Below are 25,938 nucleotides of genomic sequence, written 5' to 3'. Positions count from 1 at the left end.
TGTGTTACAGCAAAAAATGGTGCAAACATTCCGGTAGCCATCATTCCATTTGGTGTTTTTGATATACAAAAACGGGCCACGAAATGTTGGCCGGGAGCATGCGGAAATGAAAACATATTGCAAAATTATGCCTCTAAAAATACAAAAAAAAGTACTCCCGCAGGACGGGGCACCTTCTATAAAAAACATAAATATATTGTCGCTCATTCATAAGCCCATGCAATAGTTTACCCGTTACCCCGTCCGCTGTCAAGGCTGACTATTCCGGGGAAACGGGTAAATTATAGACGTCAAAAATGACTACCGATTATCAGAATCGTCGTCAAATTCATCCTCGTTTTCGGACTCTTCTTCGTCTTCTTCGAGGTCTTCATCTTCCAGATCGTCATCTTCGACCAGCACTTCTTCTTCGCTGTCTTCTTCATCAAAGATGTCGTCTTCGTCTTCATCTTCTTCGTCTTCTTCTTCGTCTTTATCCGTGCTGTCGAAGTCTCCGTCGCTGTTATAGCTGTCTTCTTCTTCACCGAAGTCTTCATCTTCCAGATCATCGTCTTCATCGTTGATGATACGCGGACGCTTCGCACCCGTCATGGAATCTTCTGTTCCGGCTACCGGATACCAGCGCTTCAAGCCCCACAGACTCGTACCGACGCAAGCAAAACGGCCATCGATATTAATCTCGGTATATAGCTGGGCGATAAACTCGTTGATTTCTTCATCAGTCATTCCGCGCTGCTTCGCTACCTCGTTCATCAAGTCACGATAGTAATACGGCGTATTAGCCGCTTTCAGCACCATAAAGGCAAGGTCCACCAAAGGGATCTCTTTTACCTTTTCTTTATCAATTTTCAGGTTGAGCGAGGTACTCACTGCAGACACTTCCTCTCACACAAAATTCACTTTTTAACCCCTACGAACTGGACTGTTACGTATAACATATCCATTAACAAACCTAAGTAAAACCTATTTAGCGTTAAAAAGCAAGTTTTTATGTATGGATGTGAAGCAAATGCGGAGAGCAGGTCCACTCTATCCATATAATTCAACGTGAAGTGACATCGAACTCATAGGTATACCCTCTTTTGTTAACGAGACAACTCCATAATAAAAAAGACGGAGTCCCCTCCGCCTTCTGACTGTATACCCTTTAAGGATTGCTCCTCACCAGGTTCCCCGCAAGAGCCCTCTAGCTCTCCATCCATCATATGTCCCTGCGCCCGTTTTGACACGAAGAGAATGTGTTTTTGTAAAAAAAGGGCAAGTTCCCCATGCGGCGGGATGAGCGCATTCATAGAATACCTCAGCATGTTCATCCCGAAGGGGGCTGCCCATTATGGACTATACTGGTTTATTGCATCAATTGATTAACGGAATGCGACGCCCTGAACCAGAACAGGGAGGGCGATATTTGATCCGATTTGCCAAACCGCAGCAGTATGAGGCCTGTCTCGTAGAATTGTCTCGAATGCGGAATGAATTCACTGACCTTGAAGCTGTCCGCTCCTCGCGACTGGCTCGTTCCATTATCGCTCCAGCGCAACGCCCGGAGGATCTGTACCGTTATGGGGATGAGATTACGATTGAAGCAGACGTACCCATCTCACTTCACGCCACCGCACTTCACAGCAAACCGAGCAATGCCCAAGGCATACCCTGGGGAGTGAAGCAGATTCGGGCACCCAAAGTATGGTCTGTGTCTACAGGACACCGGATTAAAATCGGTGTGATTGATACGGGTGCTGATTATCACCACCCTGATCTTCGTTATTCCCTGGCACGCGGAATCAACCTGTTAAACCGCAGCCTGCTTCCCCATGATGACAATGGACACGGTACCCACATTGCAGGGACTATCGCTGCAGCCAACAGCACCGCAGGCATGATTGGTGTAGCTCCACGCTCCCTGATCTATCCGGTGAAGGCATTTGACCACAACGGATCAGCTTATGTATCCGACATTGTGCTTGGCATCGACTGGTGTGTACGCAACAAGGTCGATATCATCAATATGAGCTTTGGCATGAAAACACGCAGCAAGGCACTTCTTGACGTGGTCAATCGTGCATATCATGCCGGCATCGTCATTGTTGCTTCGTCAGGAAATGACGGCAAACGCCGCAGTATTGATTATCCGGCAAGGTATCCGCAGACCATATCCGTTGGGGCAACCGACAAAAACAGACGTATTGCGTCCTTCAGCAATCGGGGCGCATACGTGGATGTCTATGCACCCGGTGATAAAATCGTATCCTCCTGGGTACAAGGCAAGCATCACGAGATGAGCGGCACATCCATGGCGACATCCCATGTGAGCGGTGCAATCGCCTTGCTGCTTGCGAAGCATCCCGGACTATCCCCCAGTGAAATTAAGACACTCGTGAAACGTGCTACGATCCCGCTACGCGCCCGCAAGACCACCACCGCGAAAAGCAAGGTACGCGGTGGTGAGATTGACGCCCTGCGGCTAATGCAGGAGGGCGGGGAGTAATCCTGCTATGCCCAGCTGTCAGCAGGAATCGCTTGAAGCTGGGCGAACGCAGTCTCTCGGCCAGAAAGTACACGCGCGAGTGGATATTGCGTAGCCGGCTGAGCCTCTAGGTTGCGCCCGCTGCGATGGCAGAGCAGGGCAGGCTTGTGTACTCGCAGGCAGGCTGATTTCCTCAGCCACGAGTACACAAAAAAAGTCTCCATGTACCACGTTGATTACGCAACGTGAGCATGGAGACTTTTTTGCCTTAGGCAGAGCGGCGATGTGCCGCGGGCCTGGATTTACATTTTGTCTGGAGCGGTTACGCCTACCAGACGAAGCGCTGTTGCGATAACGGTACGCACAGCACCGATCAGCGCCAGACGCGCCTGAGTTTGCTGCGCGTCTTCCGTAATAACGCGTTCTGCACGGTAGTAGCTGTGGAACAGGGATGCCAGCTCGTATACGTAACGGATGATGCGGTGAGGCGCATATCCTGTTGCCGCTGCCGAGATTTCTTCAGGCAGCTCTCCCATTTTGCGGAGAAGGTCATACTCGTGGTCTGTTGTCAGCTTGGACAGGTCGATCTGTGCCAGTGGCAGCAGCTCAATACCCTGTTCTTCAGCCTGACGATATACACTGCATACACGTGCATGCGCATATTGTACGTAGAATACCGGATTCTCATTGGATGTCGAAATAGCAAGGTCCATGTCAAAGTCCAGATGGGAGTCCATGCTGCGCATTGTGAAGAAGTAACGGATGGCATCAATGCCGACTTCATCCATCAGGTCTTCCATCGTTACAGCTTTACCCGTACGCTTGGACATCTTCACTTTTTCACCGTTCTGGAACAAGCTCACCATCTGTGCAATCAAGACCACCAGTTTATCAGGGTCATTGCCCAGTGCTTGCATGGCGGCCTTCATCCGTGGAATATATCCGTGGTGATCCGCACCCCAGATGTTGATCATTGTGTCGTATCCACGCGCATATTTGTCACGGTGATAAGCAATGTCCGGCGTCAGATAAGTATACGTGCCATCGTTCTTGATCAATACACGTTCTTTGTCGTCACCGTACTGCATCGTTTTCAGCCAAGTTGCTCCATCTTGCTCATAGATCTCATTGCGGTCACGCAATTCATCAAGCACTCGAAGCACTTCTCCATTGTCATACAGGGAAGTTTCGCTGAACCAGATGTCAAAATTAACACGGAAGCGATTCAAGTCACGTTTGATCTTGTCCAATTCCTTCTCCAGGCCAAAGTCACGGAAATAAGCCGCACGGTCACCGGGATGTATAGACAACAATTCTTCACCCTTTTCAGCAACAAGCTGCTTGGCGAATCCTTTAATATCTTCACCGTGATAACCGTCTTCTGGCATCTCAGCATCCTGACCCAGCTCTTGCAGATAACGAGCTTCAATGGATCGAGCCAGATTAAACACCTGATTACCTGCGTCATTAATGTAGTACTCACGGGTTACATCATATCCTGCATAATCGAGGATGTTACATAGTGCATCACCTACAGCTGCTCCACGGGCATGACCCAGATGCAAACTGCCTGTCGGGTTGGCACTGACGAATTCCATCTCGACTTTGCGTCCTTCTCCGATTGTAATTCTTCCGTAATCTTCACCCTGTTCCTGCACAAGCTCAAGTACCGGGTAAAGGTAACTCTTGTCCAATTTGAAGTTAATGAATCCCGGACCAGCAATCTCAGCTTTCTCAATTCCTGCTTCAGCCAGATTTAGATTGGTAATAATCTCTTCAGCAATCTGACGGGGATTGCGCTTGGCAATCTTGGTCAGCTGCATAGCAGCATTGGTCGCCAAGTCCCCGTGTGTCTTCTCACGTGGTACTTCCAATGTGATGGCTGGCAATTCTTCCTGCGTAACAATTCCGGCTGCCACAATGGCATTGCCGATGGCCGTGCTTACCCGTTCGTTAATCGTATCTAGTGGATTACGTGTCATGAAATTGGTTCCTCCTGTATATGCAAACTAATCGCGAAATTTCCGGATTCTTCATCAAAGCGGTAAAAGTCGTAGCTCCACGCTGCGCGTGCGCTCAATCCCTGAATGGAAAGTTCCAGCTTCTGTGTATGCGTGGACAGGGCAAACGACATGTATGGTGATCGATAGAAACCAGGAAGCTTCCGATTCAATTCAAAAGTCTGCTCCGATTCCACCTCACCATGACGTATAATCTTGATGGATTGTCCGCCCAGCTTCAATGTTGTACGGGTTGTACCTCCCTCAGGTCCAACCTGCGGTTCTTCATAACGAACATAAAGAACGGACCCTTTTAACACGGCTTCACCCTGCATTTCCTGCAGCACATCTTCACCTTCATAACGGCTGTGCAGCCGGATGTGTACCGGTCGCATGTTCGACATGAATGTTAACCTCCATTATATTCGAGGCGACGCAAAATCAGGCACGGCCGGTGAGAACAGCCCTTCCTGTATTGTTGTGTCGCTATACGCGCTCATATTCCCGGATAGCTCGCTATCCTACACTCTACTGTATAACTATATCCAGTTCCCTCGCTCAATTCAAATCCAAATTCAGAGTTTTTCCTCATGAAGCCAAAAAAAGAAGAGCCACACCTGTAAAGTGCAACTCCCTTTTGCTTCATTATAATGAGATTCGTTCATCAGATCAGGCCCATTGCGATTCATAAGGAAAAGGACATGTCGACTCACTCAGTTTCGCTCGCACCTGTACGAGACAACCACAATGCCTGCAGGTTGTGCCATATTGCAATCCCGGGCAAGCGGAGCAGATGGATAGTCGACGCTCATATTCCTCATCCTGCACCGTCGGACGCGAACGTGAGGCAATCTCCACAAGTCTGGCCATTTTGGCGTCGCTAACCTTCACATCATACTGTTCATTGCACCCCTTGCAAGGTTCCTGCCTTTTCATGCATTAACCCTCTACAGCGAGCACCCCAACCGATGCTGGTGGAAGGACAAAACGCAGTGTGTTATTCTCCAGTGTGATTCCATCCCACGTCACAGGCTGAACGTGACTTGGTTGTTCAAAGGTATTGAATGCACCAAAATCAGTATGATGCAGAATCTGCCCGGATACTTTAGCCACTTGAGCTGCTTCCAGCTGGCATACGACTTCCAACTCATCCGTGTGGCTCAGATTACAAGCTGTCACATGGATGACCCCATCCTTGTTACGGGAGGCTGATAAGCTGAGCTGTGGAATAGTCTCTTCCCCGAATGTGTATCCCGGGCTTTCATAATTCAGATCCAGTCGCTGCGCATCCATATGCACCTGATACATATCAAATACATGATACGTAGGTGTCAGGAGCATTTTGTCCCCTTCTGTGAGCACAAGCGATTGAAGCACATTGACGATCTGCGCAAGATTTGCCATGTGTACCCGTTTATTATGTTGATTAAAAATATTCAGATTAACGCCTGCAAGCACAGCATCCCGCATCGTATTCTGTTGATAAAGGAATCCTGGATTGGTTCCCGGCTCAACGTTATACCACGTGCCCCATTCGTCCACAATAATGCCGACTCTGCCCTCTGGATCATATTTGTCCATAATCTCGGAGTGCTTCACCAGCAATTCATCCATATATAACGTTTTCTTCAAGGTGGTGAACCACTCAACCTCTCCGAATCCTGTGGCTGCACCTTTATCATTCCACTCTCCTGTAGGGATGGTGTAATAATGAAGACTGATTCCGTCCATAAAGCGAGCAGCCTCCCGCATCAGCACTTCCATCCATTCATAGTTGCCTTCGTTGGGTCCACAAGCGATCTTATAGATCTCGTTCCCGGAATAGTTACGTACGTATGTAGCATACCGGCGATATTCATCCGCATAATATTCAGGGCGCATATTCCCGCCACATCCCCAGTTCTCATTCCCTACGCCAAAATACTTCAGTTTCCACGGCTCTTCCCGGCCGTTGCTCTTACGCCAGTTCGCCATTGGGGATTCGCCGTCAAATGTGATGTACTCCACCCATTCCTGCATCTCCTGGACCGTACCACTACCCAGGTTACCGCTGATATACGGCTCCGTACCGAGCAGCTCACACAGTCTCAAGAATTCATGTGTACCAAAGTGATTATTTTCTTCCACACCGCCCCAATGCGTATTGATCATACGAGCACGCTCACTCTTCGGGCCCACGCCATCTTTCCAGTGATATTCATCGGCAAAACAACCACCTGGCCAGCGAAGAACTGGAATATTAAGCTTCTGCAAGGCAGTCAATACATCATTTCGGATCCCATCCGTATTCGGAATAGGTGAATTTTCTCCTACCCACAAGCCCTCATATATACAACGTCCCAAGTGTTCGGAAAAGTGACCATATATATTGCGATTTATTAATCCTTGATCTGAATCAGCCTTTAGAATAACATCAACCATAATTTCAACCTCCAATAAATGTATTGTTATCGCTTACAATAACTTGTTTTGGAGCAGGTTTCAACCGTTATTATTTCCACGCAAATAAGCCCCTTCCTGTGTAGTTGATCAGGAAGAGGCTTATTTGTTATACAAACTCATGCAGAGACATGCCAAATTGAATTTTATACATTTCTAATTTGGATTTGTCTGGTTGTTATTTCAGAATAACAGATCACTTAACCCTGTTCTGAGGGTAACAATATTTTTTGTGTCCACGCTCATCCAGTCGTATCATTAAGAAAATCAATATCGGTAAGAGTGATTCTCACTAAACGTTGTGAGCTCTAGGTTAAATCGGAAATGTCTGGATACCAATGATAACAAACTGATCCTTAAGAATAGGCATAATATTAAGATAGGATCATCCCACAGCAGAATATCTGCATGTGTGAGCCTATACTAACACAAGCAATAAATGGTAGAGGCATAGGAACATACGTGCTATAATTAATGTTATGGACTTTTGAATAACGGTGGATGTTTTCTGATCACGGTGCAGCTTCCCTAGAGGGGGTGACGTCGATGGTCAAACTTGGGGCGTTGCTTGATGTGATCCGATGGATTGCTGCGATCCTCAGTATTGTACTGAGTGGGCGAAAGCTTTACCGTTGGTTACGCAAAAAGTTTCGTAGCAAGCGAAAACCCACCTCATAAGGTCGGAAGCCTGACGGTGGGTTTCGCTTGAATAGCATTATTTAGTTCATGCGCGCCGTGGCAATCCACAGCCTTTCGGTCCTAAGAGTCTTTACCGTTGGCGCGGTAAGGGCTCTTTTTTTAGTATATGGTCGAACCCGATCACCATATACTTCACGAGTGTAATATATCAACTCATATACTACTGAATACTGTTGTAGTCATTATAACATAGCAGAATAGTTTTTGATATATTATCCAGTCGTTCCTTAGCTGAAATAGTTGAGACACGCGGATAAACGTTAGCAATAAAAAAATGCTCTCTCCTGCGCAGATTTGAAACCACGCAGACAGAGAGCATTATGTTTATTCGATCATTCTGTAATTACTTCACGAATCCAAGCAGCATTTCACGGATCATCTTCGCAGCTACAATCTGTGTCTGTTGTGTTGGATCATAGATTGGTGCTACTTCAACCAGATCGCAACCGACTACATTTACATCAGATCCTGCAATCATGTGGATGGCTTCAAGCAGTTCTTTGGATGTAATGCCGCCCGCTTCTGCTGTACCTGTTCCTGGCGCTGCAGATGGATCAAGCACATCGATGTCGATGGTCACATATACCGGACGGTTGCCCATCTTCGGAAGAGCTTCCTTCATTGGAGCTGCCACTTCAAACGGATAGAAGTTGATGTTCTCGCGACCATACTGGAACTCCTCACGGGAGCCGGAACGGATACCGAACTGATAGATGTTTTTGCCACCCATCAACTCCGCTGCTTTACGTACTGGTGTGGAGTGGGACAATGGCTCGCCTTCATAGTTTTCACGAAGGTCTGCGTGTGCATCAATATGAATCAGGATAAGATCCGGGTATTTCTTGTACATCTGTTGAATGACTGGCCAAGTAACCAAATGTTCGCCACCCAATCCAATTGGAAATTTGTCGTCAGCCAGCAGACTGCCGATGTATTCATGAATCACTTCCAGGCTACGTCCCGCGTTACCGAAAGGCAGTAGCAGGTCCCCAGCGTCAAAGTACGTCATGTCTACAATGCTTTTGTCGAGATACGGGCTGTACTCTTCAAGTCCAACCGATGCTTGACGGATATGAGTTGGGCCGAAACGGGAACCCGGACGGAAGCTGACGGTGTAATCCATCGGCATACCATAGATAACCGCCTTGGAGTTCTCATAATCCTCAGAGCTGCAAATAAATACGTTTCCTGAATAAGCTTGATCCAGTTTCATTAATGATTTCCCCTTTATTTCGTTAAATCTTCCACGAATTTAGGAAGTACAAATGCTGCTTTGTGCAGACGCGGAGAGTAATACTTGGTATCCATCTCCGGAATTTGAGTCTCATCCACTTCGAGCGGGTCATGTTTCTTGCTACCCATGGTGAATGTCCACAAACCACTTGGATAGGTTGGAATATTACAGCCGTACACATGTACGATCGGGAAGATTTCTTTGACGTCTTTGTTAACCTTCTGGATCAGATCCGCCTTGAACCAAGGGTTGTCCGTTTGGGCAACGAAGATTCCGTCTTCTTTGAGTGCTTCGTAAATGCCTTGGTAGAAACCGCGCTCAAATAATGGAGCAGCCGGACCTACAGGCTCAGTGGAGTCTACGATGATCACATCGTATTCATTTTTATGTTCAATAATATGCATGTAGCCATCGTTCACGAGCACTTCAACATTGGGCTCGTCCAACTTGCCGGCGATTTCAGGCAAATATTTTTTGGAGTATTCAATAACTTTACCGTCAATTTCGACGAGAACTGCTTTTTCTACAGCAGCATGCTTAATGACTTCACGAATGACTCCGCCATCGCCGCCACCGACAACCAGAACTTTTTTTGGATTCGGGTGAGTGTTTAGCGCAGGATGTGCCGCCATTTCGTGATATACGAACTCGTCTTTTACGGTAGTCATCACCATGCCATCAAGAAGCAACATGTTGCCGAATTCCTCGGTCTCTACCATGGCCAAATCTTGAAAATCTGTTTTCTCTGTGACATAGGTCTGTTTAATCTTCGCGGTGATCCCGAATACCGGGGTCTGTTTCTCCGTAAACCACAATTCCATAATCTCTACCTTCTTTCCGTAAAGTTAATGATCAGCCATACCCGACCCAAGTGCCGTGCACTATAATCGGTTCGCCCAAGCACGTCCAGCGTTCGGAGCCATATCGCGTTATGATTGCTGGCCTGCGGGAAAGGTCCGCGGTTCTCTCTTCATTATATAGATTAAATTGACCAGAGCGTGCAGAGCGTCTGACTAAAATCAATGAATCAATGAATCAATGACCATTCGTCTGTTCGTCCTTACGCGCTTTAGTATCTTGTGCCGAATCTTACCTTTTCATTACCCTTTTGCATTATACGCGATTGACGTTTATACTGCAAAACGGTTTTTCCGGCGAAAATGCTACATTTTGTTCGCTTATGCACCCGATTGAATATCCCTGCCAATCAAGTCCCATACTGGAAGAAAAGAGAGGAGCCCGTTCCATGATCAAGCCAAACCAAAAGACCCGCAAACGCGGGTTCCGTGTACGGAAATTGTTTAAAAACCTGTCTCTGCTCGCCGTGCTCGCCATACTTGCTACCGCTGCCGGATTGGTCTATCTATACGCAACCAGCCTGCCCCTTGCAGACTCTGACCGGAATTCCAGATTGCTGGACAGTCAGGGTGAAGTCATCGCTACCTTCTCGGCAGGCGGCAAAGACTCTGTGCCCGTTCAACTGGAGGATATCGCTCCAGATCTGGTCAATGCCACTTTAGCAGTAGAGGATCGCAAATTCTATAATCACTACGGGTTCGACGTTCAAGGGATGGGACGGGCTGTGCTCGTTAACCTCGAACACATGCAGATGTCACAGGGTGCGAGTACATTAACCCAACAACTGGCGCGTAACCTGTATCTGTCTCATGAGAAAACATGGACTCGCAAAGCAAAGGAAGCCATGTACACGGCGCAATTGGAAATGAAATATAGCAAAGATGAAATTTTGAAGATGTATCTGAACGAAATCTATTATGGGCACGGTGCATACGGAATCGAAGCGGCTTCGCGGATGTATTTTGGCAAATCAGCCAAACAACTGGATCTCGCAGAGAGTGCCATGCTGGCAGGAATCCCGAAAGGGCCTACCTACTATTCACCCTATAACCATATGAAGAATGCCAAAGACCGACAGAAAATTGTGCTGAATGCCATGGCGGATATCGGAAAGATCACCCAGACCGAGGCGGATAAAGCCTATGAGAAAATGCTTTCGTTCAAGCCGGAAAGTGAACGTAAAACGGTGGAAAGTGCTCCTTATTTCCGTGACTATATTCGAAGTCTGGCCATCAAAGAGCTGGGAATCAGTGAAGCAATGCTGGATCATGGGGGATTGAATATCTACACCACACTGGATCTACGTGTACAAAAAGCGGCTGAAGATGCTGTAGCAAAAGGTATGGATGCCAAAAGCGAGCTGGAGACGGCTCTCGTGTCCATCGACCCTCGCACGGGTTACATCAAAGCCATGGTGGGCGGCAAAAACTACCGCGCCAATCAGATTAACCATGTACTGGCAACCACACGCCAGCCAGGCTCGGCGTTTAAACCCATTATGTATCTGGCAGCACTGGAATCTAAGCAGCTCACCAGTGCATCCATGTTTAACAGTGAACCTACGCTCTTTCATTATGACAATGACCGCAAAACCTATAAGCCTGGCAACTTTGGAGACAAGTATCTTGGTGAGATTGACCTTAGGCAGGCGATTGCCGCTTCAGACAATATCTATGCGGTGAACACCATTATGCAGATCGGTCCTGAGCAGGTTGTGAACATGGCGAAAAACCTCGGTATTACAAGCAACCTGAGCGCTGTGCCTTCCCTTGCCCTGGGAACCTCACCTGTCAGTCCGCTGGAAATGGCATCCGCCTTTTCCGTCATTGCTGCTGGTGGACAACGGACACCACCTGTCGCCATTCTGCAAGTGACAGATGCCGCAGGGCGTGTACTCTATGAATCTCCGCAGACCAAAGCTGAGACCGTGGTGGAACCTGCAGCAGCTTATGTCCTGACTCGTTTAATGGAAAGTGTCTTCGAAAATGGGGGAACGGGTAACCGGGTGTCTGCTGCGATCAAACGTCCGGTAGCCGGGAAAACAGGGACGACCAATACGGATGCATGGCTGGTTGGGTTCACACCGGAGCTCTCCACCGCTGTATGGGTTGGGTATGACCAGGGTAAAGCCATCTCGACTTCGGATGGCCGCCGGGCGGCGCCGATCTTTGCCCAGTTTACAGAGCAGGCACTTGCGAGCGTACCACCCAAAATTTTCACCGTGCCTGATCATGTTGTAAGTGTCTACATTGACCCGGAATCCGGCAAGCTGGCAGGCAACGGTTGTGAAGAGAAACGACTGGAAGTCTTTATTGATGGTACTGAACCGACAGAAGTATGTCATGGCACGACAGATGATTCGGATTCAGGGGAGGACCAGAAAGCCCGTCAGGTAGAGAATCAACAAGGCATACAGGAAGAGAAGCATTCCTGGTGGAGTGACTTCAAACGTTGGTGGGTTGAATGACGAAAACACGAGATGACTTAATTACGTCATCCCTACTCCCTGATTATATTGGGCATTTGGAAATTCCACTTCGGATGAAAACTCATAATTATTCAGATCGGTGAATACTGTTACCATACAAGCAAAAGGCCCCGAACCGAACTTTCCGGTCAAGGGGCCTTTTGTTTTTTTGCTTTTATACTGTATTGAATGATCTGTCTTAGGCCAGTGCTTCCTTCAATACATCCGGAGAAGCATTCCACCATTCTTCGTTGTGTGAGATCAGCAGTGTCTTAAGTGCAGCTCGGGCTTCTGGTCCAAGCTCATCCAGCATGAAGCGACGCTTCAAGGCATAATCCATGCGATTCACATGTTCCGCCAGCAGTTTCCATCCACGTCTTGCTTCCGTATCAATCCACATCTCACATGCCGTTGCCCCACCATACAGTTGGCCTTCCTCCGTGCGATCGACAGCTACCCACACCAGCCATACTTGGCGTCCGTTGGGCACATCTTCACGATTGGTAGAGAACTTGATATTGCGTTCCACTTTGCTCTTCGCATGCATCGCACCGATATCGATCTTGGCTTCGCCATTATCAATAATGACCGGGGAAAGGTTATTCAGATCAATGGAGCCTGCACCGAAGCCTTTATGCTTGCTTTTTGCACTAACGATATTCAAGGCAATCTGTTTTTTGCCGTTTTGCTCGTTTTGGTCCATGTTTATAGCCTCCAAGGGTTGATACAAATATTTTAACTAATAATTGGCCCATTGCAAACATATACATGCTGTAGATGCTTGTCAACGGGAGGTATTTAACGATGATTCCACGACGCGCCAAGAGCTGGCTCACCGCATCCCTGGCCCTGTGTGTACTTGCCGGAGGGATATGGATCACTCTGGGTTATAATCGCTCAACTCAATCCGAATTGCCAGTACTCGCCCCCGAATCGGGCAAGCCCAAGGCAATAGCCCCAACCCCAGCACCTCCAGAAAGTATACAGACCCCTACCGCCGAAGTGTACAGCAACCGTGTTGTGGAGTATCACATGGATGTGAAACTGGCCGAAGGGAACGTATTGAAAGGGACTCAGACGATCACCTGGACACATCCAGGTAAAAAAACCGTCAGTGAACTATATTTTCATATGTATCCCAACGCCTTCTCTTCTGCTGACACCACCTTTATGAAGGAATCCGGTGGAAAGCTTCGGGGTGATATCATGCCTACCAATGGCTATGGCTCCATGAACATTACCGAAATGAAAACGGAGGACGGGCTCTCTCTGCTCCACCGGATGCAGTATGTGCAGCCAGATGACGGAAACATCAAGGATACCACCCTCATTAAAGTACGCTTGCCCAAACCCGTCAAAGGCGGGGAAAGCATCACACTCCACACCCGGTTCGAAGTAAGTCTGCCGAAGATTTTTGCACGGATGGGAACCGCTGATGATTTTGTCATGGCCGGTCAATGGTTTCCCAAATTAAGTGCCTATGAACCTGTGGGCAGGCGTGGAAGAACAACGGAAGGCTGGAATCTGCACCAATACCACGGCAATTCGGAGTTTTACGCCGACTTCGGTATATATAGTGTGCGTATTCGGGTACCTGAAACATACAAAGTTGCTGCTACTGGATTCCCAACGCAGCAAGCTGTGGTGAAGAATGGAGAGAAAGTCTATCAATTCTATGCCGATGATGTGCATGATTTCGCCTGGGCAGCCTCACCCGATTTTGTCTACGCCGAGGAACCCTTCTCTGCACCCAATGTTCCTGGGGTACGAATCAAGCTGTACCTGGACCCTGCTCATCAAGATCTGAAAGAACGATATTTCCATGCCGCTAAGGCCGCACTAGCCAATTATAGCAAATGGTTTGGTCCATATCCTTACGCGACCTTATCCATCGTTGTTCCGCCCAAAACGGGGAACGGTGCCGGAGGTATGGAATATCCCACGCTAATCACAGCCTTTGGTGCGGATGATACCACGCCAGGCTATGACCTGGAACGTACCGTAGTTCACGAGATTGGACATCAATACTTCTACGGCATGGTTGCCAGTAACGAATTTGAAGAAGCTTGGCTGGATGAAGGGTTCACCTCTTATGCAGAAGACAAACTGATGGAGCAGGAATATGGACTGATCCCGAACCTGCCGGTACAATCGGGCCTGATTACGTCTCCTTCATCATTAACACAGGAATCCTGGAAGTTCGAGTCACAGAATGAGTACGCGGCCAATGTCTACACACGTGGCAAGCTTGTATTGCTCGGTATAGAACATCAAGTCGGTGCGAAAACAATGGAACGTATTCTCTCTACCTATGTGAAGAAGTACCGCTTCAAACACCCCACATCAGCTGATTTCCAGAAAGTTGTAGAGCAAGTAACCCGTACTTCCTGGTCTGATTATTTTAATCAATACATCTATGGTAACGGAATGGCTGATTTTGCTGTAGAGGATATTCGTGTTACACCCGTGCAAAAAGACGGCCAAACATTGTACGAGTCTTCCGTGACGATCGTGAAAAAAGGCAGTGATTACAACGCCGTTCCTGTTCGCATTGCTTTTGAAGACGGGCATATCCTTACCAAGCAATGGAATGGCAAAGAAGATCGCATCACCTATAAATTAACTCACACATCCCCTGTCTCCTGGGCCATGACCGATCCTCTGTACACGATCGTGCTGGAGAACCGCCACATGAACAATTTCCTGAAATCCGGACTGGATGAGCCAACAAAATCCCGCTGGAGCATGAGTGTAACCAAACTAATAGAAGCCATATTCGGAGGTCTGTCATGGTGAGGTGGAAACGGTGAAAGCAAAAATACGCGAAGGCTGGTTTCTCGTCCGTCAGCATATGTTCATTGCAGCACTCTTATTTCTCTATCAGCTCATATGGGGATATTTCCTCTATCGAATGGTTCAATCAGCGGTCGTCCCACTGCTCCTGCGCTATCCTGACCCTGATGCCGGGGAGTTAAGTACGCTTTTGTTCAAAATGGAAAGCCAACTTAACCTGTCCACCCATCCGGAGGTTCATCGTTATCTGTGGATCCTGGGGGCTATGCTGCTGGTTCGCATGTTGATCAGCCCCCTCATTCAAGCAGGACTGCTCTACTCGCTTCAGCACTATAATAGTACTGAAGAGCGCATTCCATTCGTCCGCGGAATCAAAAATCTGTGGAAACCGATGCTGTTGCTCCACAGCATACGTACATTATTGATACTTCTACCCGCCTACTGGCTCATACCGAAGCTGTATTCAATTCTACTGGATGGATTTCATTCCCTTCAATTACTCTTGCCCGGCATACCTTATATAGCTGCCTGGTTCATATATGGCTGGGTTATCCATCACGTCCTTCTCTACATGCAGTTCGGTATTTCCGCACCGGAGGGAGAAGGTGGCGCTCACGGCACACTCAAAGCACTCTGGATTGCACTACGACATCTCATCGCCGTGATTGGCATTGCACTGCTGCTGGGCGGAGTTCACCTGCTTATCTTCGGGGCGTTCACTTCAGCCTCATGGTTACTAACAGGACTCACCGGACTTATACTACAACAGACGTATCCTCTTGCCAGATGTCTAATGAGCCTGTGGAAAATATGCGCCCATTTTCGCTTATGGCAGTCCAAAACATCCAAAGGTTAGAGCAAATCGTTTAAAAATTGTTACCATCGCATGTTAAACTCATGGCCTAATAAGTACTTATAAATAGGCAAACCTCAACCTTTCCCCGTCAAAGGTCGAGGTTTTTTTTGCTAAATTTATTGTTAAACGTTGCCAAACCGGTACACCTCTGTTACAATAATCGCAGTGAGTTTTTAGTAACAACTTTGTAATCTTTATATTCATATTTGTAACTACTTAAAATTAAATCGTCATTTCTTGATTTCGCAGGTGCATAACTAGCATAGCCAAATTCCTGGCACCTGGGAAGCGGGGGAACCAGTTATGGGTGAATTGATCTTGCTACAGAGGGATCATAGGGGACCTTCAACCGAATCCTTAAGCTAACCTCGCAGGCGTTGGAAGGGGTATATCTCTTGTTCAAAAAGAAATTAACCGCAGCTGTACTTAGCCTCACATTTGCATTATCGCTTGGTGCAGGCAGCGCATTCGCAGATTCAAAAATGGATACAGTAATTGATTCAGCAATGGGAACTACATACAAAAGCGGGGGAACAACGCTTAACGGCTTTGACTGCTCCGGGTTCACACGGTATGTATTCGACAAGTTGGGTATTGATTTGGCACGCCAATCCAGTTCCCAATTCGAAATGGGCGATTCCGTATCCCGCATGGAGATGAGAGCTGGCGATCTGGTATTCTTTAATACAACAGGTAAAGGCGTATCTCATGTAGGAATCTTTGTAGGGGATGGAAAGTTCGCACACTCCTCTTCTTCCAAAGGTGTTACGATCAGTGCATTGAGTGAAAACTACTGGGCCAATCGTTATGTTGGCGCTAAACGGATTATGAGCACGGACGCATATGAATCACTGGCCCTTGACTAGGGACAAGCTGGGCAACATGATGCTGTAACCATTAACCCTACTGGAACGAAGTAAGAAGTATAACAGAACCGCCCGGTACATTCTCCGCAGGAATGTATCCGGCGGTTTTTTTGTGCTTCATCCCCTGTTCACGTAGCAAGTAACACATGAGGCATATCCTGCGACATCAACAGCTTTACTTGGCGTTCGTTTGTCCGTGCCCTTATGATGTTTTTACCCATCCCGTTATAATATAAACGTAATTACCGGAACTTTTGTTTCATTTTTTTCCCAAAGTTGCAGACTTGCTAAAAGAACTGCTCTTTTGTAGAGTGGACAGAGGGTTTGGTGATGAATGAGAGGAGCGTGCAGATGTATGAATGAAGCCCCTGTGACGTTTCACGTTGTACCCATGCTAGAAGAACATGCGGAGTTTATCTGCAATTGGCAATACGAGCCGCCTTATAATATCTACAGCTGGCTCCCCTGGGAGCAGATGAAGGCACTTGAAGTGGAATTTGGGGATGCACAGCTGCGGCAGGAACAATATGCGATTGTTCTAGATCAGAACGAACGCATATATGGATTTGTTCAATACTTCCCCCTTCAAGGGGTAACCCGGATTGGCCTCGGCATGCATCCAGAGCTGTGTGGTCAGGGTCAAGGGAAAGCTTTTGTCACCGCCATTGTACAGGAAGCCATTCGCCGAAACCGGACGAATGAGATTGACCTGGAAGTGCTGACTTGGAATGCCCGTGCCATTCAAGTCTATCTGAAGAGTGGATTTGTCATCCAGGATACATACGAACGACAGACCCCTACCGGCTTAATGCCCTTTCACTGCATGGTCTATGAAGGGCCTCGTGATTAGAATTCATTGCAAAACAACCAAATCTGCTCCTTGTTATGTGATTAGTTCAAAAAATTACCACAAAATGCTATGATGTGACTACAGGTTCCGTTATAATGATATGGATAGTTTCAGGTTAGATGATCTTTCATTCTGGAGGGGACATAAGGGATGCACAAATGGATCATGAGCGGGGTATTTTTTGCAGCATGCGCTTTAGCTATTGTTTTAATGTTTACGCTTCCAGGGAAAGAGGAAGTGGCTGAAGAAGCGAAACCAACCATGCCGGAAGTGACGATGGATGCAGGACAGGCTGAGGCACTGGTCAAAGCCAACTGTATTTCCTGTCACGGGGATCAGCTTCAGGGTGGCGTAGGTCCTGCTCTGGCAAACATCGGCAGCCAGGATGATCTGGAGAAGATCTATTCTACGATTATCAAAGGTAAAGGTGGCATGCCTGCCTTTAAGGGCAAACTGCAGGATGAAGAGATTGCCAATATCGCCATGTGGTTGTCAGAGAAGAAATAATCTCTGCACGCGCATAACGAAGAGGCCCTTAATCCCCCTTTGGGAGAGTAAGAGCCTCTTTGTTATGCAGATTATTGAGCTTCTGGCGCGTGCTCGGCCAGAAAGGCCTCGACTTCATGTGCGGACGGCATCCCGGACTGGGCGCCGAGCTTCGTCACGGATAACGCGGCCGCGCCCATGGCGAAGCCTACAGCCGCGTCCAAGGTCTCACCGCGCGCGAGGGCTACCGCCAGCGCGCCGTTGAAGCAATCGCCAGCGCCGGTCGTATCGACGGCGCTTACGGCGTAGCCGGGCGCACGGCACGCGCCGGCACGCCCTGCTTGTACGCGGCCACCAGGCGCCGCCGCGTACACTGCCCCCTCGGGGCCGAGCGTCGTGACGACAGCGGCCCCGAGGGATGCGGCGAGCTCTGCAACCGCCGCATCCAGGTCTTCCGGCCGGAGATGATCCCGGCCGGTAAGCACGGCAAGCTCAGTGCGGTTCGGCGTGACAACGTCGACGCACCGCAGGAGCTCTTGGGGCAGACCCGGCACCGCGGGAGCCGGGTTGAGCACAACCAGTGCGCTGCCTTCAGCCGCTAGTTGGGCGGCGCGGGTGACCGCAGGCAGCGGGATCTCCAGCTGCAGCAGCACCGCTGCGGCTGCAGTCAGGCTTTTTACCGTATCCGCCTCCTCCAGCATCGCAGGCACAACTTGTCCATTCGCCCCAGGAATAACAATAATCCGGTTGTCTCCTTGTGAGAGCCAAATGGACGCCGTCCCTGTAACCGTGTCTTCCAATATGCGAACCTGCGAGGCATCTGCACCACTTTCCGTCAGACTGTGCAGTAGACGTTCGCCAAAACTGTCCGACCCCACCGCACCAATCATCGTGGTTTGTCCACCCAGACGCGCAGCGGCAACAGCCTGGTTCGCCCCTTTACCACCAGCGAGATAATGCAGTTCCTCACCGCTCACCGTCTCTCCCTCTTCCGGAATCGTGTCTGTCTTCACCACGAGATCCATATTGAGACTGCCTACGACAGCAATAAGAGGTTGTTTCTGATTATAGCCTGACATGTATGGTTCACTCACTTCCGCCGTGCGATAATAACCGAAATCGTTATTCCGACCTCATTTTGTCATAAGCTTCGTTATACTGCCCTGCTTCCTTGATATCTACAGATGTAATACCGCCCGCATCCCATGACGTAAGACGCAGCGTAACCGTTGTATAGTCAATCGTAATAAAAGGATGATGATTGAATGCTTCCGAGATCGCAGCGACCTCATCCACAAATGCAATCCCTTTCATGTAGTTGGAAAACACGAATTTACGTACAATCCACCGTCCCTCTTCCAGTTCCCAGCCTTCCAGCCTTCCCAGATGAGCTTCGACTTCCTCTTGTGAAAAAACCATGCGTTATCTTCCTCCCCATAAGATGGTACATTACAGACGGATGTCCGTATAACCACCGACACCTTCGATGCGATCCATAGCAACCTCAAAGGCCAGGCACACCGCCATGCGGTTGGCCCATTTCACGACTAACATCTTACCACGGACAAGCTTCAAAATCCAATCAACCAAATGGCATAGATCCAATAACCGTAAGGCTTTGAGAACATGTGCACACACTAAATTAAAGGTACAAACGTCAGCTCTTCTTCCCCGATCAAAATATGAATGCGGTGCTGATCCTTATCATGGATGACGACTCCACTTCCAACCGGGATGACAGACTCTTCACCCAGTGCATAGAACAGATCCTCCGCCAACGCCTCATCCACTTCAAGTTGCTCAGGCGTGCCTAGTCTCTCCCACTCTTCCGAGTCCATTTCAAAGAAAACATACCGATCCGGTATGCGTCCGAGTGCCGTTGTCAAATCTGTCAAAATTCCTTCATAATCCCGTCCATGCTTTACGCCCATTGGCTTTTCACTCCTATTCGGCCCCTAAGGAGCGGATTTGATCTTATTATACCTGAAAATAACCCTTAAAAAAAAAGGCCTATTGGTCGATAAATACTATACATGATCGTTTTAACTGTTTTGGCAATCCAAAAGAGTGCCAAGCATTAAACGAATTGCGGCTCTACGTTCGTCCGGAAGCCCGAATATAGCCGCTTGAAAGGATTCAATTTTATCTCATGGATGAGGTGTATGATGAACATTTCAACAATTATTGGACTTGTTTTGGGACTCGCTTCACTTGTACTCGGTATGATGTTGAAGCATGCTCCCCTAATTAATCTGGTCAACAACCCAGCAGCCTACATGATTATATTTGTTGGTACCGCAGGAAGTATTTTTATGGCATTCCCCATGTCAGAAATTAAGAGAGTTCCGAAGCTCTTCGGGATTTTGTTCAAACAGCAAAAATTGATCGACCGCGTATCCCTAATCGGCACATTTATGGACTGGGCTTCCACTACCCGTCGTGAAGGTTTGCTTGCACTAGAATCAAAAGTTGAAGAAATCGACGATCATTTCCTTCGCAGCGGCATGCGAATGATTATCGACGGGAACGATCAAGATTTCGTCAGCGATGTTCTAATGGAAAATATTCACACTACAGAGGAACGTCACCGCAGTGGTGCACTGATCTTCTCCCAAGCAGGTATGTATGCTCCAACACTTGGCGTTCTTGGAGCCGTAGTTGGTTTGATCGCAGCCCTTGCGGACCTTAGCGATATGGATAAGCTCTCTCAAGCGATTGCAGCAGCATTCATCGCTACCCTCTTGGGTATCTTCACAGGTTATGTACTGTGGCATCCAATGTCCAACAAGTTGAAGCGGATGTCCAAGCAAGAGATGGAAATCAAGCTCATGATGGTTGAGGGTCTGCTCTCGATTCAATCCGGTGTTTCCACCATTGCTATCAATCAGAAATTATCTGTATTCCTGACACCTTCCGAACGTAAACAACTGGAAGAGAAGGAGGGTTCATCAGGTGAAAAAGGCTAAGAAGCATGAGCCACATGAAGAGCATGCAGACGAGAGTTGGTTGCTCCCTTATTCCGACTTGATGACCTTGTTGCTCGCTCTGTTTATTGTGTTGTTCGGCATGAGTTCCATTGATGCGGGTAAGTTTGAACAAATGGCTTCCGCACTAAGCAGCGCATTGAATGGAGGCTCCGGAATTCTGGACCATTCGTCCATGAATCCGGATACGCCAGGTGCTGATTTGGGTAAGAACAAACAGGAACCTACAGAAATCACCAAGAAAACACCAGCTCAGATTACGGATGCGCAGATGGCTCAAAAAGAGCAAGAGGATCTGGAGAAGCTCAAGAAGCGGCTTGACCAGTATATCTCGAAGAGCGGGCTTTCGGACCAGCTGAACACCAAGCTGAATCAGTCTGAATTGAAGATCACGATTAGTGATAACGCCCTGTTCTCCTCAGGCCGAGCAGATGTGAAGCCTGAATCACGATCCCTGGCCAAAGCAATTTCGAGCATGCTGCAGGAGTTCCCTGAATATGAAGTGGTGGTATCCGGTCATACCGATAATGTTCCCATTTCGAACAACCAATATAAGGATAACTGGGATCTGAGTGCGGATCGTGCGCTCAACTTCCTGAAAATCCTGTTGCTGAACACGCAATTGGACCCTTCCAAATTCACACCAAGTGGTTATGGAGAGTATCACCCCATTGCCAGCAACGACAGCAATACCGGACGGGCACAGAATCGCCGTGTAGAGGTGTCTATCATTCGGAAGTATCAAAGTAACAATACAAATGTAAAAGCCGTAGGCGAAGGAAACTAGAGGCCTGCAGCGATTCATTAAACAAAGACCGTTCTCCAGATACAAGGAGAACGGTCTTTTAGGTTTATATAGGGCTTATGTATAGTTTATCTACATATTTCTGTACTATTCGGTATTATTGACCAGCCTTCATTAACTCTGCACTAAAAAGCCCTGCGCTCCTTTTCGGAAAGCAGGACTCAATTGGTTAAATTAGTAAAAGTAGAGTCGACTATTCCAATGAATAGTCCAGCAGACCACCCAGTTCCGCTTTTTCTGCGGTGGTAAGCTCTCTCCATGAACCTGTCGCCATTTCTCCAAGATGAATGTTCATGATCCGAACCCGCTTCAACTTACGGACCTCGTAGCCAAAGGCACTACACATGCGCCGGATCTGACGGTTCTTTCCTTCAGTCAGGATGATACGGAATACTCGATCCGTCATTTGGGTCACTGTACAAGGTAGTGTCATCTCCCCCAGGATCTTCACCCCAGTGCTCATACCTCTAAGGAAACTCGGGGTTACAGATCGATCAACAGTGACGATATACTCTTTCTCATGGCGTCCTTCTGCTCTAAGAATCCGGTTAACGATATCTCCGTCATTCGTCATCAGGATCAAACCTTCTGAGTCCTTATCCAAGCGTCCAATTGGAAAGATACGTTCATCGTGCCCGACAAAATCAACGATATTCCCCTGAATATGCTGCTCGGTTGTACTTGTGATCCCAACCGGTTTATTCAGGGCAATATATACGTGTTTTCTCTTTTCCTTGATTGGCTTGCCATTGATTCGTACATCGTCGCATTCTTCTGCCTGACTGCCCAGTTCAGCCTTAACTCCATTAATCGTCACCTGACCGCTATCCACCAACTTGTCTGCTTCACGCCGGGAGCAGTAACCAGTTTCACTAATAAATTTATTAATACGCAAAAGGTAATCTCACCTCATCTATTTCTCTTCATCTGTAAGTGATTCATCCGTTACCTGATCTACCTCAATAACTTCCGGTTGTTGCTCGGATGCAGGTAGTTCAATAATAACCGTTGTTCCCTTGTTCATGACGCTTTTAATATCCATCATGCCCTTATGTGATTGAATAATGCGTTGACTGACCATAAGACCAAGCCCTGTTCCAGACTCTTTGTTTGTAAAGAAAGGCTCCCCAAGTTTGGGCATCATCTCTTCGGGGATACCAATCCCTTCATCCTTGATCTCAATTCTGACGCGATTCAGCTGTTCGTCATGCTTGAGCTTAATATGGATGCTTCCTCCATTTGGCATGGCCTCCATGCCATTTTTCAGCAAATTGATAAATACCTGCTTCAACTGGTTCTCTTCACAGTGTACCATAGCCGAATCGGATGAGGCACGCAGTACAAATTCTACACCATGCAGATGCGCCTGACTATCCAGCAACGAGATGACATCACCGAGAATAAACCGAATATCCCGATTCTGAAAATGAACTGCCTGCGGTTTCGCCAGAATCAAAAACTCACCGACTATAAGGTTGATGCGATCCAGCTCCGATAACATCAGATCCAGATGACGATGATTCAGCTTATTGCTCTCTTGCTGGAGCTGCAGGAACCCGCGCAGTGTGGTCAGTGGATTACGAATCTCATGTGCTACACCCGCTGCAAGCTGGCCCACCGTTGTTAGTTTCTCAGAGCGTCTGAGCAGCTCTTCCATCCTGTTACGACTTGTAATGTCCCTGGAGACACTAATGAGCGCGGTAATCTCTCCTGCCTCGTCTCGTACCGGAGCCGTACTGACACTGACCTCTACCCGGGTCCCGTCCTTCTTCATCCAGGTGGTTTCGTTGGACGTAATGGACATCCCCTCAACGAGTTGGGCATGCTGACGTTTCATTTCTTCCTCTGCCTCTGGCGGGATGATCTTCAGATTACGACCTTCCACCTCACGACTTCGAAAACCATATAGTTGTTCAAATGCACGGTTAACCCGTAGCACTTTTCCTTCAAGATCCGTAATGTGAATGGCATCAGCCGTCTGATTGATGATGGACTCCAGATGCTCTTTAACCGCCCGATTCTCTTCATACATCTGTTTCAGGCGGCTCGTATAATGGCCCAGATTGCGAATCATGGCATTAATACGGTTGGCCAGTTGGCCAAGTTCATCTTTCCTCCGGACTTTCAAACGGAAATCAAAGTGTCCATCCGCTACCTCATTCACTTTGCCCAGTATGGATTGGATCGGGCGTGTAATATACCCTGCGAGCAAGTAGCTACCAAAGATCACGATCTCCAGTAAAACCAGAGATATTGAGGCATGGCTCACCAGCTGCTCCGATACCATGGAGGATATTTGCTTATAGTCCATGACAATACTGATGACATAGGAAGACTGATTGGGTGTGAAAATGGGAATAAAACTCTTCAGTACCTTCTGTTCGTGCGTTTCACTGACAAAAGACACATTTTGCCCTGTCCGAATGGCGCGCACCACAGCACGATGGTCCTCATCCGCAGAACCATACTGATATGTGCCGAAACGAATCGGTCTGTTATTCAACTTGCTAAAGTTCGAATCTCTTCCGTCACCACCCATGTTCGGGCTGCCGAAAGTTAACGGATTGATGCCTGTAATCTCCAGAATGGAGGGATTGACCTCACGAATTTTATTCAAAATCTCATCCGGACTAGAGATTTTCACATAGTCATCAACTTCCGTATTATTATAGAAGGGATTGATTATGTAGTTTCTCTTTCCATCATGGTAGTAACCCCAGATATCAATATCCGAAGGACTGGATGTAGAATACTCGAATCCATCTGACCAGAAATGATCCAACTTCTGCCCTTGGGGAATCGTCACCTGTTGTTTTTCAAACAACTGCTTAAAGGCTTGATACCAATAGGTCATGGATTTGGTGGATAGTCCGATCTCTCTCGGATCTGAAGATCGACTAACCACAATGTCATCAGCCGTCTGCTCCATCAACGAAATATGCGAGACGCCGACCTTTTGGCTCATGCGGACAAGTTCTTCATTTGTGATATTATTAATATCCGGGTCCAATTCTTCCGCTGCCATAACGGCAGCAAGCCACAGATTGTTTCCAATCTGTCGTTTTACATAATTCGAACTGTATTGATTCTGTTCGACAGCAATTGCAATCTGCTTCGCAGTGAGCACCATCTTGTTTTCACTGTCCTGCCGCAGATTCTCTTCTGTAGTATAATAACTCAATGCGATATTCAACACTAAAATCACGAGCACTGAGCACGACATAATCATGGATAATTTCGTTTTAATAGACAACTTTTTTGTTCACCTCTCGGCTTGTACCCTCTGGCGATATATGGCAAAACCTATACCCATCATAACGCTTGTATGTCTATTTGAAAAGTATAATTGACCTCCGTCCAAAAGTTACCGATTGGCTCAAAAGCTCGAAATTCGTTGTTTTTTGCCTTTTTGGACTCTACAATGAAATTTAATCACTATATTTATCCACAAATCCACAGGCTTGTGGATAGTTTGTTTATAACTATGTGAGCAACTGTACGGTTATCCACAATTCTATACACAACATGTTAACAACCCGAATACTTGTTCGCTGAATAAACGCTTTTGGAAGGAGTTATATTGTAATGACTGACCATTTTCTCCAGCCCGACCTTTCACATTTATCCGAGGAAGCTCAGCATGAGCATTGGATGCGAGAGGCCATTGCCGAGGCATACAAAGCCGAGGCTCTTGGCGAAGTTCCGATTGGAGCCGTAATCGTACAAAATAATCAAATCATTGGTCGAGGATATAATCTGCGTGAAACTACGCTGGATTCCACCGCCCACGCGGAGATGGTAGCTATCCGTCAGGCCAGCGAGACGATTGGAGCTTGGCGTTTACTGGATTGTGCTCTATATGTCACTCTGGAACCCTGTCCAATGTGTGCAGGAGCAATTGTACAATCCAGAGTCCCCCGCGTAATCTATGGTACAGCTGATCCCAAGGCAGGCTGCGCAGGTACACTGATGAATCTGCTACAAGAGCCTCGTTTTAACCATCGTACCGAGGTCGTTCCGGATATTCTTCAGCCTGAGTGCTCCACGATGCTGACTCAATTCTTCAGACGTTTACGCAAAAAATAACAATAATCATCGATTACGAAAGCCCAATTGGAAAGGAAGTGTATTGCA

Annotated in this window: 26 protein-coding genes and 1 riboswitch; of the genes, 11 read left to right on the top strand and 15 right to left on the bottom strand. The window is 47.6% G+C overall.

What is annotated here, in order from left to right; genetic code table 11:
• Window positions 1–300: 300 nt before the first annotated feature.
• Window positions 301–870 carry a DNA-directed RNA polymerase subunit delta gene (rpoE, locus tag M1D71_RS00595; protein ID WP_458124857.1) on the bottom strand — a complete coding sequence of 190 codons (570 nt, stop codon included), beginning with the start codon at window positions 868–870 and terminating at the stop codon, window positions 301–303.
• A gap of 463 nt (window positions 871–1,333) precedes the next feature.
• Between rpoE and M1D71_RS00590 the strand changes: the two genes are divergently transcribed.
• Window positions 1,334–2,488 carry a S8 family peptidase gene (locus tag M1D71_RS00590; protein ID WP_458124856.1) on the top strand — a complete coding sequence of 385 codons (1,155 nt, stop codon included), beginning with the start codon at window positions 1,334–1,336 and terminating at the stop codon, window positions 2,486–2,488.
• A gap of 5 nt (window positions 2,489–2,493) precedes the next feature.
• Here M1D71_RS00590 and M1D71_RS00585 read toward each other — a convergent pair whose 3' ends face one another.
• The 5 genes from M1D71_RS00585 to M1D71_RS00565 all read right to left on the bottom strand — a co-directional run bounded on the left by M1D71_RS00585 (window position 2,494) and on the right by M1D71_RS00565 (window position 6,888).
• Entirely contained in the window at window positions 2,494–2,676 is a 183-nt protein-coding gene (locus M1D71_RS00585) for a hypothetical protein (RefSeq protein WP_458124855.1), read from the bottom strand.
• A 93-nt stretch (window positions 2,677–2,769) separates the two neighbouring features.
• Window positions 2,770–4,449 carry an arginine--tRNA ligase gene (argS, locus tag M1D71_RS00580; RefSeq protein WP_458124854.1) on the bottom strand — a complete coding sequence of 560 codons (1,680 nt, stop codon included), beginning with the start codon at window positions 4,447–4,449 and terminating at the stop codon, window positions 2,770–2,772.
• On the bottom strand, window positions 4,446–4,871 hold the full coding sequence (locus M1D71_RS00575; RefSeq protein ID WP_458124853.1) for a DUF1934 domain-containing protein: 426 nt from the start codon (window positions 4,869–4,871) through the stop codon (window positions 4,446–4,448). Before M1D71_RS00575 ends, argS begins: the two co-directional genes overlap by 4 nt.
• A 265-nt stretch (window positions 4,872–5,136) precedes the next feature.
• Window positions 5,137–5,403: a DUF6171 family protein gene (locus tag M1D71_RS00570; protein WP_458124852.1), complete on the bottom strand. Its 267-nt coding sequence runs from the start codon at window positions 5,401–5,403 to the stop codon at window positions 5,137–5,139.
• Between the two features lie 3 nt (window positions 5,404–5,406).
• The gene (locus tag M1D71_RS00565) at window positions 5,407–6,888 is read right to left on the bottom strand and encodes an alpha-N-arabinofuranosidase (RefSeq protein ID WP_458124851.1); all 1,482 of its coding nucleotides are present in this window, start codon (window positions 6,886–6,888) and stop codon (window positions 5,407–5,409) included.
• Between the two features lie 564 nt (window positions 6,889–7,452).
• Here M1D71_RS00565 and M1D71_RS00560 point away from each other — a divergent pair.
• Complete coding sequence (locus tag M1D71_RS00560; RefSeq protein ID WP_458124850.1) at window positions 7,453–7,584, top strand: hypothetical protein; 132 nt, start codon at window positions 7,453–7,455, stop codon at window positions 7,582–7,584.
• Window positions 7,585–7,948: 364 nt separating this feature from the next.
• On the opposite strand, the gene speB is transcribed toward M1D71_RS00560, so the two are convergent.
• Both speB and speE read right to left on the bottom strand, forming a co-directional pair.
• Window positions 7,949–8,818, bottom strand: a complete 870-nt coding sequence (gene speB, locus M1D71_RS00555) for an agmatinase (protein ID WP_458124849.1) — start codon at window positions 8,816–8,818, stop codon at window positions 7,949–7,951.
• Between the two features lie 14 nt (window positions 8,819–8,832).
• The gene (speE, locus tag M1D71_RS00550; RefSeq protein ID WP_017691306.1) at window positions 8,833–9,660 is read right to left on the bottom strand and encodes a polyamine aminopropyltransferase; all 828 of its coding nucleotides are present in this window, start codon (window positions 9,658–9,660) and stop codon (window positions 8,833–8,835) included.
• A 425-nt stretch (window positions 9,661–10,085) separates the two neighbouring features.
• Between speE and M1D71_RS00545 the strand changes: the two genes are divergently transcribed.
• Window positions 10,086–12,164, top strand: a complete 2,079-nt coding sequence (locus M1D71_RS00545) for a transglycosylase domain-containing protein (RefSeq protein ID WP_458124848.1) — start codon at window positions 10,086–10,088, stop codon at window positions 12,162–12,164.
• Window positions 12,165–12,363: 199 nt separating this feature from the next.
• Here M1D71_RS00545 and M1D71_RS00540 read toward each other — a convergent pair whose 3' ends face one another.
• A complete protein-coding gene (locus M1D71_RS00540) occupies window positions 12,364–12,867 on the bottom strand; it encodes a YwhD family protein (protein WP_076217003.1) in 504 nt (167 codons plus the stop codon).
• 101 nt (window positions 12,868–12,968) lie between these two features.
• On the opposite strand from M1D71_RS00540, the gene M1D71_RS00535 reads away from it, so the two are divergent.
• The 5 genes from M1D71_RS00535 (at window position 12,969) to M1D71_RS00515 (ending at window position 18,036) form a co-directional block, all read left to right on the top strand.
• A complete protein-coding gene (locus tag M1D71_RS00535) occupies window positions 12,969–14,960 on the top strand; it encodes a M1 family metallopeptidase (RefSeq protein ID WP_458124847.1) in 1,992 nt (663 codons plus the stop codon).
• Between the two features lie 10 nt (window positions 14,961–14,970).
• On the top strand, window positions 14,971–15,813 hold the full coding sequence (locus M1D71_RS00530) for a hypothetical protein (protein ID WP_458124846.1): 843 nt from the start codon (window positions 14,971–14,973) through the stop codon (window positions 15,811–15,813).
• 254 nt (window positions 15,814–16,067) lie between these two features.
• Window positions 16,068–16,205, top strand: a riboswitch (cyclic di-AMP (ydaO/yuaA leader).
• A 3-nt stretch (window positions 16,206–16,208) separates the two neighbouring features.
• Window positions 16,209–16,679, top strand: coding sequence for a C40 family peptidase (locus M1D71_RS00525; RefSeq protein WP_145326601.1), 471 nt, complete (start codon window positions 16,209–16,211; stop codon window positions 16,677–16,679).
• Window positions 16,680–17,034: 355 nt separating this feature from the next.
• A complete protein-coding gene (locus M1D71_RS00520; RefSeq protein ID WP_458124845.1) occupies window positions 17,035–17,529 on the top strand; it encodes a GNAT family N-acetyltransferase in 495 nt (164 codons plus the stop codon).
• A 150-nt stretch (window positions 17,530–17,679) separates the two neighbouring features.
• Window positions 17,680–18,036, top strand: coding sequence for a c-type cytochrome (locus M1D71_RS00515; RefSeq protein WP_458124844.1), 357 nt, complete (start codon window positions 17,680–17,682; stop codon window positions 18,034–18,036).
• 71 nt (window positions 18,037–18,107) lie between these two features.
• Here M1D71_RS00515 and rbsK read toward each other — a convergent pair whose 3' ends face one another.
• The 4 genes from rbsK to M1D71_RS00495 are packed head-to-tail and all read right to left on the bottom strand — an operon-like array spanning window position 18,108 to window position 19,946.
• A complete protein-coding gene (gene rbsK / locus M1D71_RS00510; RefSeq protein WP_458124843.1) occupies window positions 18,108–19,094 on the bottom strand; it encodes a ribokinase in 987 nt (328 codons plus the stop codon).
• A 43-nt stretch (window positions 19,095–19,137) separates the two neighbouring features.
• A complete protein-coding gene (locus M1D71_RS00505; protein WP_062838136.1) occupies window positions 19,138–19,434 on the bottom strand; it encodes a 4a-hydroxytetrahydrobiopterin dehydratase in 297 nt (98 codons plus the stop codon).
• A 30-nt stretch (window positions 19,435–19,464) separates the two neighbouring features.
• Entirely contained in the window at window positions 19,465–19,605 is a 141-nt protein-coding gene (locus M1D71_RS00500) for a hypothetical protein (protein ID WP_458124842.1), read from the bottom strand.
• A 47-nt stretch (window positions 19,606–19,652) separates the two neighbouring features.
• Window positions 19,653–19,946 (bottom strand): hypothetical protein, encoded by a 294-nt coding sequence (locus M1D71_RS00495; RefSeq protein WP_458124841.1) that lies wholly within the window; start codon window positions 19,944–19,946, stop codon window positions 19,653–19,655.
• 234 nt (window positions 19,947–20,180) lie between these two features.
• Here M1D71_RS00495 and motA point away from each other — a divergent pair, with 234 nt between their 5' ends.
• Together motA and motB are read left to right on the top strand one after the other, a co-directional pair.
• Entirely contained in the window at window positions 20,181–20,981 is an 801-nt protein-coding gene (motA, locus tag M1D71_RS00490; protein WP_458127123.1) for a flagellar motor stator protein MotA, read from the top strand.
• Complete coding sequence (motB, locus tag M1D71_RS00485; RefSeq protein ID WP_458124840.1) at window positions 20,968–21,786, top strand: flagellar motor protein MotB; 819 nt, start codon at window positions 20,968–20,970, stop codon at window positions 21,784–21,786. The genes motA and motB overlap by 14 nt, the downstream gene beginning before the upstream one ends.
• Window positions 21,787–21,997: 211 nt before the next feature.
• Here motB and M1D71_RS00480 read toward each other — a convergent pair whose 3' ends face one another.
• Together M1D71_RS00480 and M1D71_RS00475 are read right to left on the bottom strand one after the other, a co-directional pair.
• On the bottom strand, window positions 21,998–22,699 hold the full coding sequence (locus M1D71_RS00480; protein WP_458124839.1) for a pseudouridine synthase: 702 nt from the start codon (window positions 22,697–22,699) through the stop codon (window positions 21,998–22,000).
• A gap of 18 nt (window positions 22,700–22,717) precedes the next feature.
• Window positions 22,718–25,057 (bottom strand): PAS domain S-box protein, encoded by a 2,340-nt coding sequence (locus tag M1D71_RS00475; RefSeq protein WP_458124838.1) that lies wholly within the window; start codon window positions 25,055–25,057, stop codon window positions 22,718–22,720.
• A 332-nt stretch (window positions 25,058–25,389) separates the two neighbouring features.
• On the opposite strand from M1D71_RS00475, the gene tadA reads away from it, so the two are divergent.
• Window positions 25,390–25,890 (top strand): tRNA adenosine(34) deaminase TadA, encoded by a 501-nt coding sequence (tadA, locus tag M1D71_RS00470; protein ID WP_458124837.1) that lies wholly within the window; start codon window positions 25,390–25,392, stop codon window positions 25,888–25,890.
• Window positions 25,891–25,938 lie beyond the last annotated feature (48 nt).

Source organism: Paenibacillus sp. Z3-2 (assembly GCF_054161325.1).
Note: the sequence above shows the minus strand (reverse complement) of the source record. Positions and strands in the feature narration are given on the sequence as shown.